Origin of the sequence: Pseudomonas sp. S5F11 (genome assembly GCF_019641515.1) — a bacterium.
Lineage (GTDB): Bacteria > Pseudomonadota > Gammaproteobacteria > Pseudomonadales > Pseudomonadaceae > Aquipseudomonas > Aquipseudomonas rhodesiae.
In genome coordinates, this window is the sequence record NZ_JAIFJZ010000001.1 from 4,592,824 (window position 1) to 4,606,227 (window position 13,404).

Genomic DNA, 13,404 nt, shown 5'->3' on the forward strand with positions numbered 1-13,404 from the left:
TTACAGACTCCAGAGCATGAGCGAGCGCTTTCAATTCCAACACAGAGGTGGTTTCAGCTCATTCTAGATGTCAGGTATAAAATAGGAAGAACGCACTATTTTGTAGTATAGGTACAAAAAATATACCTGCATGCGTTTAGGATTTTGACCATGAAAGACAATATATCTGGCTGCTCGGTCGAAGAAGCGATGCGTTTGCTCGGTGGTCGCTGGCGTCTGCTCCTTGCCTCATACCTGCTCGATGGGCCAAAGCGCTTTAATGCGCTTAGGCGGGACATCCCCGCTATTTCCCAACGAATGTTAACCCTCGATTTACGCGCTCTTGAGGAAGCAGGTCTCGTCAAACGTACAGTATTTCCCACCGTGCCCGTCACGGTTGAATATGAGCTCACACTCGACGGACGGCGGTTAGAGCCTGTGGTTGAGGTAATGAAACAGTTTGGGCTATGGGTCAAGAGCCGCCAGTGCGTTGATGGCGTCGGTCCAGCTTAACGTGCCTTAGTTAGTCGCCATTCCACGTAGGCTGCGGTAGCTGGCTGATCTTAATTACCGGCTGCGCCTGCAGCCGTTTGAGGGCTTCCTTCAAAGTACGCCAAGACTGTGACTTGGCGTGAGGTAGGCATCATCGTCTTTGGGGCCAGACGGACACTACGAGCACGGCCCCAGCCACAATGCGCCTAGATACGCCCCCTCACTACTCGGCATCCAGATGCATTGGCGTCACCACGCTACCGTCTTTTTCAGCCTGGCCTAACTGCGCATCAATGAAGTAAACCCGATCGTCTTCCAATTGCCCTTTATCCACCAAGTAGTCCTTGATAGTGCTGGCACGGTCTTGACCCAATTGGCGCAACAGCACATCACTGGTACTCCAGAACTTGATCACGCCGTCCTTAAGCTTCGCCGAACGCTCGTCTCGGCTCAGGTCTTTCCACTCCGCGGGCGGCTGCTGTTTCAAGCGGGTTCGGTAGATGCCTTCCAGCAGGGGCGCTTTCTCGCTTTCCGGTACTTGCAGCAATGAGGCCTGGGCCGGGACTTTGTCTCCCCGACGCTGCAGCATCTTGTAGTAGTTGTATTGGTATTCGCGCTCCAGACGTTGTTCAGCCAGGAATGGCCCGTCGCTGCTGGCGGCGGCAGTGCCTTCGATTTCCAGGCGCAGGGTAGGGCGTTCTTTAAGCGCTGTGGCCAGTTTATTCAGCGCGCCTTCGGCGTCCTTGCTCAATTCGCTGGAGCCCGGTGCGAACGAGACGTTGCCCAAGTCTTCGGCACCACCGCCGGTGACCAGCCCGCCAATGAATTTAAAAGGCGCCGTGGCGGCGCGAACCACCAGGTTTCGCAGGGTCTGCCAAACGATCGGCATAACGCTGAATTGGGGATTGTTGAGGTCGCCACTGACGGGCAGCTCGATGGATATCTTGCCGTCACTGTCTTTGAGCAGTGCGATGGCCAGACGAATCGGTAAATCCACCGCATCGGCACTGTCGACTTTTTCCCCCAATTGCAGCTGTTCGACCACTACTTTGTTTTCGGCTTTCAGTTGGCCTTTGGTGATCACGTAATGCAAGTCGAGGTTCAGGCGGCCCTTGCGGATACGGAAACCGGCGAACTTGCCTGAGTAAGGCGTGAGGGTGGTCAGTTCGACCCGCTTGAAGCTGGTGGCGATGTCCAGCGCCGCCATCGGATCGAACGGGTTGACACTGCCTTTGATCGTCACGGGCGCATAGCGGTCGACCTTACCCTTGATGTCGACGCTGGCAGGCTTGGCCTGGCGGCTGTCGATGGTACCGATCTGGCCGTTGAGCTGTTGAATCGCCGTGGCGAAGTTAGGCGTGAGGCTGAAGTCGGCAAAGTTGGCCGAGCCGTCGTTGATCGCAATCTGCCCAATGCGAATGCCCAGCGGCTTGTCTTTGCTCGCAGCCGGTTTGGCTGTCGACTTGGCGCCAGTGTCCGCCGGCTGCGGAATCAGCAGGTCATCAACGTTGGTGGTGCGATCATCGTTGATCATGAAACGGGCGTAGGGCTGCAGCAGGTTGACCTTATCGATCGACAGGCTTTGGCCATGTTGGTAATTCACGCCTTCGAGTACCAGACGCTGCCACTTGAGAAAGTCGCGGGTCTTGAGCGTATCGAGGGTGTGCAGTTGGTCGACCTGAGCCCGGCCAGTGACTTGGAGTGCCAGCGGTTCGGTGCTCTTGAGGTTGACGTCCAGATTGCTGCCGAGCATGCCGCTACGCAGTTCCAGGCGTATGAATGGGCTGATATAGGACTGGGCGACACGCAGGTCGATGTCCTGGGTCGTGACTTTCAATCTGGCGGTGACCGGGTTGAGGTTGACCTCACCACTGGCCTGCAGCTTGCCCTGTTTGCCCAAGCCGCTATCGATTTTCAGGTTGAAGGGGCTGCCGTTGAGGCTGTCGAAGTTCTGCATGTCGACGTTCAGCGGGCCCAGTTCCAGTGCGACCGCAGGCTTGGCCTGACGATCAGCCAGGTGCACTTGGTAGTTGCGCAATTGCACATCCTTGAGCAGCACTTGCCATGGCTTGCTGGGCGCGGCGGGTTCTGCCTTGGGCGAGTCGGCGGTGGCAGGGGCGCTGGCCGGCTCCGGTGCCTTGGCCGGTTTGCTCGGTTGGCTGGCGAACAGTTTTTGCCAGTCCAGTTGCCCGTCAGCCTCACGCGCGGCCCAGGTTTCGAGCTTATTGCTGCGGATTTTGCCGACGACCACTTGCTGTTTCGCCAGGTCCACGGTGGTGTCGCTGACGTCCAGACGCTCCAATCGCACCAGTGGCCGGCCGTCCGGCGCCTTGATGGCAAACGGCGCGATACTGGCGGCGGTGTTGGTGAGGTTCAGTTGGGTATCTTTGGCCAGGCTGAGGGTGTATTCGGTGCTGAAATTGAGTACGCCATCTTCAAGCACCAAGGGCAGTGCGTCGCGCACATACGGCCACCAGGCTTTCATTTTGCCGTCGGTGACCTTCAGGGTGCCCTGGGACGTGATCGGCACCAGGCTGAAATTGCCTTTCCAGTCGATATGCCCGCCCTCGGGGCCGGCCGCGACCAGGGTCATGTCGGCATTGTCCTCAGGCAGGGTGCTGAGGTTCTTCAGTTCGAAGTCGAGTTTGTCGTAGAGGAATTCGATGGGCTCGCTGGGGCGCAAGTCCTCAAAGTGCAAATAGCCACCGGCCAGTTTGATGTTGTCCACACGCAGCGGGAAGGGCTTGGCGTCAGGATCAGTCGGTGTTGGCTCACTGGGTGGTAGTTTGAACAACTGCGCCAGGTTCAATTGGCCGGATTTGTTGAACAGCAATTCGGTCTTGGGCTTGTCCAGTTGCACATCGGCCAGATGCAGGGCGCGGGTCCAAAGGCTGTCGACCTGAAGGTTGGCATACAGACGCTCGAAGCCCAGCTGCTCCTTGCCCGGGTCACCTATTTTCAGGCCCCAGACCGTCAGCTCAAGGCTGAACGGGTTCAGTTCGATCCGCTCGATGCGTGCCGGCACTGTGGCGTACTCGGCCAATTGTTGGTTGGCAATGCGAAGGCCAATGCCGGGGAGGATCAAAAAGCCCAGCAAGCTGTACAAGGCCAGGGCAGTCAACAAGGCGCCGGCGGCGCGGATCAATCCTTTGGGCATGGGTGACGCCATCTATGTCGAACAAGGAGTGCCTTGGAGTATGGCACGGGTTTTCGGTTCCGAAGAGCCGGGCGTTTGGGACGAATCTTACAGCTGCAGGATCAGCGTTTTCAGGGGCGGCTGTTGATCTTGCGATGGGAAATCCGCGCTCGGAGTCATCACTTTCCAATCACGTACAGGGCGCCCGGCTTTTTCCGCGCAGCGCAGCACCTGTTCACGCCAGTCGTCCATGCTGACCTTTGCCAAGTTATTGCAGCAGATCAGCACGCCGTTATCGGCGGTGGTGAGCAGGGCGGGTTTGAGCAGGCTTTGATAGTCGCGGAGCAGGTCGACGGTGCCGAAGGCGCTCTTGGCCCAGGCGGGTGGGTCGAGCAATACCAGGTCGTATTGGCGCTGCTCCAGGCGCGGGTAGCTGGGCAGTTTCTGCCCGCGACGCTGAGTGATCGGCAGGCCGGCCAATTGGCGAATGGCGGGGAAGTAGTCCGATTGCACGAAGTTCATCGTTTGCAGGTGGGGGTTGAGCTGGCCATTTTCGCGCCCGACCGCCAGGTTGCCTTCGGCGAAGTCCAAGTTGCACACCTCCCGAGCCCCCCCAGCGGCGGCGCTCAGGCCCACACCGCAGGTGTAAGCGAACAGGTTCAGCACGCTCTTGCCGGCGGCGTGTTCTTTGACCCAGCCACGTGTGTTGCGCAGATCGAGAAACAACAGCGGGTCCTGTCCGGCATGCCGTCCGCGCACACGGTAATTGAGGCCCCACTCGTGGCCGACCAGGTCTTGCAGAGCGACGGGGTCGGCGCGGTACACCGAGTCTTCGCGATCGATCCGCGAGTTGCCTCGGGAGCGGTCGTTGTACACCAGCAGCAACTCCATACCCATGTACTGGTTGATCTGTCGATGCAGGTCCAGCAAGTCGGATGCTTGCAGCGACTGATGGAAACTCTGCACCAGCAACTGCGGGCCATAGCGGTCGATGGTCAAGCCGCCGGCGCCTTCCTGGCTGCCATGAAACAGTCGGTAGCAATCGGTGCCTTGAGCATGCAGCTCGTGGATCAAGTCTTGGCGATGGTCGAGGGCGGCGCGCAGCGCCTGGTTCAGGGGAGACATAGAGCGCGCCTTGCTTTAGGTAAATGTGGGCAATGAGGGCGCGAAGTCTACCAGCTAAGGGATGCGGCCTACAGCAACCCCATCCGTCGATGGGCGCGCTGCACCGAACCATCGCGCATCGCCCAGCGTAGCAACGGTGCGCTGCGCTTGACCCCGGCTCGGATCATCCGGCGCTGCAGCGGGCTCTGATGCTGATCGAGCATTTCACTGGCCCAATCCGGCAGCAGGTCGATGCCGGCCTGCATCATCAAAGCGCCAAACGGCTTGGCCAAGGGGCTGGGCGCGGGCGCATTGAGCAGCAGGCGTAGCACTTCCCGGCTGCGCTCGTCGCATAGCAGTTCGGGGCGGATGCGCTCTAGATACTCAGAAATTTCCTGCCTGGAACGCGGTACGTTTTGCGCGCCCAAGCGTTCGGCGACCAGCGCAATCTCGCTGTAGTAACGGTCCTGATCGGCGCCTGAGAGGCGTGGGTTGCGGTAGCGCAGATGGGCGGCGAGAAAGTTGCTCACTTCCGCCACATGCACCCACGTCAGCAGCGCCGGATCGCTCGCCGCGTAGGGGCGCCCGTCCGGGGCGTGGCCGACCACTTGCAGGTGGATGGTGCGCACTTTCTCGATCAGCCAATCGGCGTCCTTGCGTGCGCCGAAGGTGGTGCCGGAAATGAACTGCGAGGTACGTCGTAGACGTCCAAGCATGTCCTGGCGAAAGTTCGAGTGGTCCCACACCCCGGCCAGGGCCAAGGGGTGCAGGGCTTGCAGCATCAATGCGCTGATCCCGCCGATCAGCATGCTGCTGAAGTCGCCATGCACTTGCCAACTGATCGAATCCGGCCCGAACAGGCCTGGATCGCCCTTGGGGTTCTCCAAGTCCAACTGGCCCAGTGACAGCCCCGTCAGACTCATCAACTGGCTTTCGATACGGCTGCGGATAAATTCCATGGCGACGTAAGGCTTCCTATCGGTTCAAGCGTTTGTCGATGAGGCCGTCCACTACGCTGGGGTCGGCCAGGGTTGAGGTGTCGCCGAGGCTGTCCAGCTCGTTGCAGGCAATCTTGCGCAGAATTCTGCGCATGATCTTGCCGGAGCGGGTTTTCGGCAGGGCCGGTGCCCATTGGAGCAGTTCCGGTTTGGCAAAGCTGCCGATTTCCTGGCTGACCAGTTCCAAAAGGTGTTTTTTCAGCGCATCGCTGGGCTCCACGCCGTTCATGGGCGTGACAAACGCGTAGATGCCCTGACCCTTCACATCATGGGGATAGCCCACCACTGCGGCTTCGGCCACTTGGTCGTGTAGAACCAGAGCGCTCTCCACTTCGGCAGTACCGATCCGATGACCGGAGACGTTGATCACATCATCGATACGCCCGGTGATCCAGTAATCGCCATCCTCATCGCGCCGCGCGCCGTCGCCGGTGAAGTAATAGCCGGGGTAGGGTTTGAAATAGGTATCGATCATGCGTTGCGGATCGCCGTAGACGCTGCGGATCTGCCCCGGCCAGCTGGCCTGGATTGCCAGCACGCCGCTGCCTGGGCCAGTGAAAGGGCGGCCGTGTTCGTCCAGCAGTACCGGCTGCACGCCAAACATCGGCTGGGTAGCGCAGCCGGGTTTGATGCGCTGGGCACTGACCAGCGGGCTGAGCATGATGCCGCCGGTTTCGGTCTGCCACCAGGTATCGACAATCGGGCAACGTTGTTCGCCCACGGCGTTGAAGTACCAGTCCCAGGCTTCCGGGTTGATGGGCTCGCCTACGCTGCCCAGCAGGCGCAGGCTGGCGCGGGAAGTGCTTTCCAGCGGGCCGTGTCCCTCACGCATCAAGGCGCGTAACGCGGTGGGGGCGGTGTAGAAAATATTCACCTGGTGCTTGTCGATCACTTGCCAGAAGCGCGAGCTGTCCGGGTAGCTGGGGACGCCTTCGAACATCAGCGAGGTGGCGCCGTTGGCCAGCGGTCCATACACGATGTAGCTGTGGCCGGTGACCCAGCCGACATCGGCGGTGCACCAGAAGACTTCGCCGTCGCGGTAGTCGAGCACGTACTTGAAGGTCATCGCCGCTTGCAGCAGGTAGCCCCCGGTGGTGTGCAGCACGCCCTTGGGTTTGCCGGTGCTGCCGGAGGTGTACAGGATGAACAGCGGGTCTTCGGCGTCCATGGGCTCGGGCGGGCAATCATCGCTGGCGGCGGCCAGGGTTTCTTGATATTTCAGGTCACGGCCGTCGCTCCAATTCACGGACGCGCCGGTACGTTGCACAACCAGCACGGTGCTCACACGCGGGCAACTGGCCAGGGCTTTGTCGACATTGTTTTTCAGCACCACCGGCTTGCCGCCGCGCACACCCTCGTCGGCGGTGATCACGGTGCGGCAATCGGCGTCCAGGATGCGGTCGCGCAGGGCATCCGGCGAGAATCCACCGAACACGACCGAGTGCACTGCGCCGATGCGCGTGCAGGCCAGCATGGCGTAGGCGGCTTCGGGGATCATGGGCATGTAGATGCACACCCGGTCACCTTTCTTCACGCCACGGCTTTTCAGCACGTTGGCCAGGCGGCAAACGTTCTGGTGCAGTTGGCGGTAGGTGATCTTGCTGGAGTTTGTCGGATCGTCGCCCTCCCAGATGAAGGCCGGCTGATCGGCGCGGTGCTGGAGGTGGCGATCGATGCAGTTATAGCTGACGTTCAACTGGCCGCCGGCGAACCAATGGGCGGCACCGGTGTTGATATCTGACAGTTGGACGGTATGCCATGGGGTTATCCAGTCGAGAAAAGCGCTGGCCTGCTCGGCCCAAAAAGTATCGGGTTGCTCGATGGATTGGCGGTAGAGGCGCTGATAGTCCTCTTGACTGAGTTGTGCTGCCCGGCGGACGGCATCGGCGGCGGGAAACGTGCTGATATCGAACATGAGCGGTCCTTATTCTTGTTGTCGGGACAAGGCATAAAGATGCACCCAGCGTGGGGAGGGGGGCAAGGCCAACGTCCAAACGGACGTTGGCCTTGCGGGCAGTGCGATCAGCCGCGGTGACGCCCGCGGAAGTAGTTGATCAGGCCCTGGGTCGAAGCATCCTCGGCCGAGGTTTCTTCGGCACCGGTCAGGCGGTTGTACACGCCCTTGCCCAGTTCTTTACCCAGCTCCACACCCCATTGGTCGAAAGCGTTGATACCCCAGATCACACTTTGTACAAACACTTTGTGCTCATACATGGCGACCAGAGCACCCAGGCGACGCGGGCTGATGCGCTCGACCACCAACGTGTTGCTCGGACGGTTGCCTGGGATCACCTTATGCGGCGCCAGCTTCTGCACCTCTTCCTCGGCGATGCCCTTGTCACGCAACTCGGCTTCGGCTTCGCTGCGGGTTTTGCCGAGCATCAGCGCCTGGCTTTGGGACAGGCAGTTGGCGTACAGCCACTGATGGTGATCGGACACAGGGTTGAAGCTGACAATCGGCACGATGAAGTCGGCCGGAATCAACTGAGTCCCTTGGTGCAGTAACTGGTGGTACGCGTGTTGACCGTTGCACCCCACGCCGCCCCAGATCACTGGGCCTGTGTCGGTGGACACCGGCGTGCCGTCCTGGCGCACGCTCTTGCCGTTGGATTCCATGTCCAACTGTTGCAAGTGCTTGGTGATGTTACGCAGATAGTGGTCGTACGGCAGGATCGCATGGCTCTGCGCACCCCAGAAATTGCCGTACCACACGCCCAAAAGGCCCAGCAGCACGGGCATGTTGGCTTCGAACGGTGCGTTCTGGAAATGCTGGTCCATGGTGTAGGCGCCGGACAGCAATTCCTTGAAGTTGGACATACCGATGGCCAGGGCGATGGGCAAGCCGATGGCCGACCACAGCGAGTAACGGCCGCCGACCCAGTCCCACATCGGGAAGATGTTTTCTTCGCGGATACCGAAGGCCACAGCTGCCGCGTTGTTGCTCGACACCGCAATAAAGTGGCGATACAGCTCGGCTTCCGAGCCACCCTGGGCCAGGTACCATGCGCGTGCGGCCTGGGCGTTCTTCAAGGTTTCCAGGGTGTTGAAGGATTTCGACGAGACGATAAACAGCGTGGTCTCGGCGCGCAGCTTCATGGTCAGTTCGTGGAACTCACTGCCGTCGATGTTCGCCAGGTAATGGCAGCGTACGCCCTTATGAGCGTAGGACAGCAGGGCTTCGGAGACCAGCTCCGGGCCGAGGAACGAGCCACCGATACCGATGTTCACCACGTCGGTGATCGGTTTTTCGGTGTAGCCACGCCACAAGCCGTCATGGATGCGGCCGACCAGATCAGTGATCTGATTCAGCACTTTGTGCACGTCCGGCATGATGTTCACGCCGTTGACCGACAACTTGTCGCCCACCGGACGGCGCAGGGCCGTGTGCAGGGCCGGGCGGCCTTCGGACGAGTTGACTGGGTCGCCGGCATACAGCGAATCGATGGCGCCCTTGAGATTGACTTCCTTGGCCAGGGCCACCAGCAGGTCACGGGTTTCGCTGGTGATCAGGTTTTTCGAGTAATCGAGGAAAAGTCCGCAGCTGCTCAAGGTGAATTGGGAAAAACGCTGGGGATCGGCATTGAACGCTTCGCGCATGCTGAAATCCTGCATGGCTTGGCGGTGTTGAGTGAGCGCTTGCCAGGCGGGCAGAGCGGTAACGTCATGAGGAGTGCGGTAGTACGCCATCGCTGCGGGTTTCCTTTTATTACGGGGACTGCCTTTAGGACACTTCAAAGCCCGGAACATCCAGTCTTTTATCAGGGGCTGGGTTCCAGATAGCGCTAACCATAGCGCAGGGCGATTACATTAAACCTAGCGTGGGCATATGTCTTGGCTTTGTCTGTGCTGTAGCCGGTACTTTTTTATACCGGCACAGCGGGCGGAGCAATGGCGGGGTGTCGGCAGGGTCAGTCGAGGGTCAGGTGCAGGTTGTCGATCAGGCGGGTTGCGCCCAGATAGGCGGCGACCAGAATCACCAGGTCACGGTCTTCGGCCGTGGCCGAGCGCAGATTTACGCCCTGACGCACTTCCAGGTAATCCAGGCGCAACCCGGCGGCTTCGATCTGCTCCACCTGTTCGGCGCGCAGCCTGGCGAAATCGCGATCGCCGGATTTGATCGCAGCGGCCATCTGGCTGAGGCTGCGGTACAGCACCGGAGCGATGGCACGTTGTTCATCGCTGAGGTAACCGTTGCGCGAGGACAGCGCCAGGCCGTCGTCGGCGCGTACGGTGGGTTCGCCGATGATCTGGATCGGCATGTTCAGGTCGCGCACCATGGCGCGAATCACGGCCAGTTGCTGGTAGTCCTTTTGACCAAACACCGCGATGTCCGGCTGAACCATATTGAACAGCTTGCTGACTACCGTGGCCACGCCCTCGAAGTGACCGGGGCGGCTGGCGCCACACAGACCTTCGGACAATTGCGGGACACTGACGCGGGTCTGGCCGGCCATTCCGTCGGGGTACATCTCTTCGACGGTCGGCGCGAACAGCAGGTTGCAGCCAGCCTGCAGGAGTTTTTCCTGGTCGGCGGCCAGGGTGCGGGGGTATTTATCCAGGTCTTCGCCTGCGCCGAATTGCAGTGGATTGACGAAGATACTCGCCACCACGAATTCGGCCTGTTGCGCGGCCTTGGTCACCAGCGTGGCGTGGCCGCTGTGCAGGTTGCCCATGGTGGGCACAAAGCCGATGCGTTTGCCGGCCTTGCGCGCATGGGCCACGGCCGATCGCAGTTCTCGTACGGTTTTTACGGTGTTCATGCAGAAAATCCGTGTTCGGCGCCGGGGAAGGTCACGCCTTTGACTTCGGCGACATAGGCGCTCAAGGCGGCGTGGATGCTGTCCTGGCCGAGCATGAAGTTCTTGACGAACTTCGGAACCCGGCCGCTGATCGACAGCCCGAGCATGTCGTGCAGCACCAGTACCTGGCCATCGGTGGCCGAACCGGCGCCAATTCCAATCACCGGTACTTTGACGGCCTGGGTGATTTCAGCGGCCAGTTCGCTCGGCACGCATTCCAGCAGAATCATTGCGGCGCCGGCTTGCTCCAGGGCGATGGCGTCGGCACGCATCTGTCGCGCTTGGGCTTCCTGGCGGCCTTGCACTTTATAGCCGCCGAGCAGATTGACCGACTGCGGGGTGAGGCCCATGTGTGCGCATACCGGCACGCCGCGCTCAGCCAGCAGGCGGATCGACTCGGCAAGCCATACGGCGCCTTCGACCTTGACCATGTGGGCGCCGGCCTGCATCAGTTTTCCGGCGTTCAGGAAGGTTTGTTCGAGGGTGGCGTACCCCATGAACGGCAGGTCGGCGATGATGAACGCACCATCATTGCCGCGCTTGACGCTGGCGGTGTGGTACGCCAGTTCATCCGTGGTCACAGGCAGTGTGCTGTCATTCCCTTGAAGAACCATGCCCAGGGAGTCGCCCACCAGCAACACCTCGACCCCGGCCTGGCAACTGGCGTGGGCGAAAGTGGCGTCATAGCAGGTCAGCATGGCGATTTTTTCACCTTTGAGCTTGAGGCTCTGCAAGGTGGTCAGGGTAATGTCTGGCATGAAAAGGGTCCTCGTTCAGGCGCTTGGAAACAGCGAGTAACGCGCGTGAGTCTTCGTTTATACAGGCGCACCGTCTTGAGAGCAGTGCTTATAAGGCCTGGATTGCGCCCTTTAGCGCCGGGTTGGCGGCAGCGGGACGCCTATAGTCGTGAGGAGGACACGGGAAGTCAATTGGATGTGTTACCGCATTGTTACGACGGCGGTGTTACCGCTGTTACTGACGCGATTCAGCAACTGGGAGCCGTTCCAGGCCGACAAACGGGCAGGCTTCGAGCAGGGCGCTGAGGCGTCTGCCATCCGGCAATTGCAATGCGGCGGGCGCCAGTTCGGCCAACGGGTACAACACAAACGCACGCAGGTGCATCTGGTAGTGGGGCACTTTCAGGCGCGGCTGGTCGATCAGGTGATCGCCAAACAGCAGGATATCCAGATCAAGGGTACGAGGGCCCCAGCGTTCGAGGCGTTCGCGGCCTTGGTCATTTTCGATAGCTTGCAGCGCGTCGAGCAGGTCCAGGGGCGCCAGGTCGCTGTCCAAGGCTGCCACTGCGTTGGTGTAACGCGGTTGCCCGGGCAATAGGGAGTCACTTTGATAGAAGGCGGACACCCCGGCGAGGGTAGTGCCGGGCAACCGCGCCAGCGCTTGGACAGCATTGCGCAGTTGTTGCTCCGGGGCCGCCAGGTTGCTGCCCATGCCGATGTAGATACGTTCCACGGTTACTCGCCTGCGGTGCCAGATGCATCGGCGGCGCTACGTTTGCGCTTGGCACCGCTGCGACGACGCTTTTTCGGCCCTTCGCCAGCACCATCGCCTTTGCTGCCCAGCTCACGGATCATCTCGCGGCGTTCGCTGTCATTGGCATCCTGGTAGTCGGTCCACCATTCGCCCAGGCCGTCGGTCTGTTCGCCGGCGCTTTCGCGCAATAGCAAGAAATCGTAGCCGGCGCGGAAGCGCGGGTTGTCCAGCAACAGATCGGCGCGTTTGCCGCTGCGGCGTGGCAGGCGTTCCTGCATGTCCCAGATCTCGCGGATCGGCAGGGTGAAACGTTTCGGAATTGCAATGCGCTGGCACTGCTCAGCGATCAACTCGTGAGCGGCTTCCTGCATGGCCGGAATCGGCGGCATGCCTCGTTCCTGCAAGCGCAGCACACGTTTTGGCAGGGCTGGCCACAACAGCGCAGCAAACAGGAAGGCTGGTGTCACCGGCTTGTTCTGCTTGATGCGCAGGTCGGTATTGATCAGCGCTTCGCTGATCAGCGTGTGGGTGTAGGTGGGGTTGTATTCCAGCGCCTCGGCACTGGCCGGGAACAGCGGATCGAACAACTGCAGGTCGACGAGCATTTCGAAGGTATCGGCCGCGTAACCCGAGAGGAACAGCTTGAGCACTTCTTCGAACAGGCGCGCCGAGGGGATTTCCCGCAGCATCGGCGCCAGGTCGCGAATGGGGGCGGCGGTGTGTTTCTCGATCCCGAAGTTCAGCTTGGCGGCGAACCGCACGGCGCGCAGCATGCGTACCGGGTCTTCTTGGTAGCGCTGGGTCGGGTCGCCGATCAGGCGGATCAGGTTGTTGCGAATATCGTGCACGCCGTTGGCGTAATCGAGGATGCGCTCGCTGACCGGGTCGTAATACAAGGCGTTGATGGTGAAATCGCGGCGTTGCGCGTCTTCTTCCAGGGTGCCGTACACGTTGTCACGCAGGATACGCCCGCTTTCGTTTCGGGAAGACTGGTTGGTGTCTTCCTCTTCATCGTTTTGCGGATGCCCGGCGCGGAATGTGGCGACTTCGATGATTTCTCGGCCAAAGTGGATATGCACCAGTTTGAACCGGCGACCGATGATCCGCGCATTGCGAAACTCGGCGCGCACTTGTTCGGGCGTGGCGCTGGTGGCGACGTCGAAGTCCTTGGGCGTGATGTTGAGCAGCATGTCGCGTACGCAACCACCCACCAGGTAGGCCTGGTAGCCGGCGTTCTGCAACCGTTCGACGATATTCACCGCATAACGGCTGAACTGAGCACGTTGCAGCGAATGCTGGCTGCTATTGAGCACTTCAGGCGTGCTGCGTTTGTGTTGCGTACGACGCAAGGGAGAACGGAATGACTGGAACAGCTTCTTCAGCATGGGATGCACTGTTTGAAGGA

10 protein-coding genes are annotated in these 13,404 nt (G+C 60.5%); 1 reads left to right on the forward strand and 9 read right to left on the reverse strand.

Annotated features, from left to right (window positions below; genetic code table 11):
• The first annotated feature begins 150 nt into the window (after positions 1-150).
• Entirely contained in the window at positions 151-492 is a 342-nt protein-coding gene (locus K1567_RS20730) for a helix-turn-helix domain-containing protein (RefSeq protein WP_034100702.1), read from the forward strand.
• A 202-nt stretch (positions 493-694) separates the two neighbouring features.
• Here the strand turns inward: K1567_RS20730 and K1567_RS20735 are convergent, their stop codons facing one another.
• The 9 genes from K1567_RS20735 to K1567_RS20775 form a co-directional block, all read right to left on the reverse strand.
• A complete protein-coding gene (locus K1567_RS20735) occupies positions 695-3,628 on the reverse strand; it encodes a DUF748 domain-containing protein (RefSeq protein WP_169868961.1) in 2,934 nt (977 codons plus the stop codon).
• An 87-nt stretch (positions 3,629-3,715) separates the two neighbouring features.
• The gene (locus tag K1567_RS20740; protein ID WP_220698826.1) at positions 3,716-4,732 is read right to left on the reverse strand and encodes a class I SAM-dependent rRNA methyltransferase; all 1,017 of its coding nucleotides are present in this window, start codon (positions 4,730-4,732) and stop codon (positions 3,716-3,718) included.
• Positions 4,733-4,800: 68 nt separating this feature from the next.
• Positions 4,801-5,670: an oxygenase MpaB family protein gene (locus tag K1567_RS20745; RefSeq protein ID WP_034115098.1), complete on the reverse strand. Its 870-nt coding sequence runs from the start codon at positions 5,668-5,670 to the stop codon at positions 4,801-4,803.
• A 16-nt stretch (positions 5,671-5,686) separates the two neighbouring features.
• Complete coding sequence (gene acs / locus K1567_RS20750) at positions 5,687-7,624, reverse strand: acetate--CoA ligase (protein WP_169868960.1); 1,938 nt, start codon at positions 7,622-7,624, stop codon at positions 5,687-5,689.
• Between the two features lie 107 nt (positions 7,625-7,731).
• A complete protein-coding gene (gene pgi, locus K1567_RS20755; protein WP_034100692.1) occupies positions 7,732-9,396 on the reverse strand; it encodes a glucose-6-phosphate isomerase in 1,665 nt (554 codons plus the stop codon).
• Between the two features lie 221 nt (positions 9,397-9,617).
• Positions 9,618-10,469: a pantoate--beta-alanine ligase gene (gene panC, locus K1567_RS20760; protein WP_034100690.1), complete on the reverse strand. Its 852-nt coding sequence runs from the start codon at positions 10,467-10,469 to the stop codon at positions 9,618-9,620.
• Complete coding sequence (gene panB / locus K1567_RS20765) at positions 10,466-11,266, reverse strand: 3-methyl-2-oxobutanoate hydroxymethyltransferase (protein ID WP_034100689.1); 801 nt, start codon at positions 11,264-11,266, stop codon at positions 10,466-10,468. Before panB ends, panC begins: the two co-directional genes overlap by 4 nt.
• Before the next feature lie 214 nt (positions 11,267-11,480).
• The gene (gene folK / locus K1567_RS20770) at positions 11,481-11,978 is read right to left on the reverse strand and encodes a 2-amino-4-hydroxy-6-hydroxymethyldihydropteridine diphosphokinase (protein ID WP_034100686.1); all 498 of its coding nucleotides are present in this window, start codon (positions 11,976-11,978) and stop codon (positions 11,481-11,483) included.
• A gap of 2 nt (positions 11,979-11,980) precedes the next feature.
• Positions 11,981-13,384 carry a polynucleotide adenylyltransferase PcnB gene (locus K1567_RS20775; RefSeq protein WP_034100683.1) on the reverse strand — a complete coding sequence of 468 codons (1,404 nt, stop codon included), beginning with the start codon at positions 13,382-13,384 and terminating at the stop codon, positions 11,981-11,983.
• Positions 13,385-13,404: the final 20 nt, after the last annotated feature.

What these genes read in the sequence shown, in the direction of transcription:
- acs (WP_169868960.1), bottom strand. Translation starts at nt 7,624, where the DNA reads ATGTTCGATATCAGCACGTTTCCCGCCGCCGATGCCGTCCGCCGGGCA.
- panB (WP_034100689.1), bottom strand. Translation starts at nt 11,266, where the DNA reads ATGCCAGACATTACCCTGACCACCTTGCAGAGCCTCAAGCTCAAAGGT.
- pgi (WP_034100692.1), bottom strand. Translation starts at nt 9,396, where the DNA reads ATGGCGTACTACCGCACTCCTCATGACGTTACCGCTCTGCCCGCCTGG.
- K1567_RS20775 (WP_034100683.1), bottom strand. Translation starts at nt 13,384, where the DNA reads ATGCTGAAGAAGCTGTTCCAGTCATTCCGTTCTCCCTTGCGTCGTACG.
- K1567_RS20740 (WP_220698826.1), bottom strand. Translation starts at nt 4,732, where the DNA reads ATGTCTCCCCTGAACCAGGCGCTGCGCGCCGCCCTCGACCATCGCCAA.
- K1567_RS20735 (WP_169868961.1), bottom strand. Translation starts at nt 3,628, where the DNA reads ATGCCCAAAGGATTGATCCGCGCCGCCGGCGCCTTGTTGACTGCCCTG.
- panC (WP_034100690.1), bottom strand. Translation starts at nt 10,469, where the DNA reads ATGAACACCGTAAAAACCGTACGAGAACTGCGATCGGCCGTGGCCCAT.
- K1567_RS20730 (WP_034100702.1), top strand. Translation starts at nt 151, where the DNA reads ATGAAAGACAATATATCTGGCTGCTCGGTCGAAGAAGCGATGCGTTTG.
- K1567_RS20745 (WP_034115098.1), bottom strand. Translation starts at nt 5,670, where the DNA reads ATGGAATTTATCCGCAGCCGTATCGAAAGCCAGTTGATGAGTCTGACG.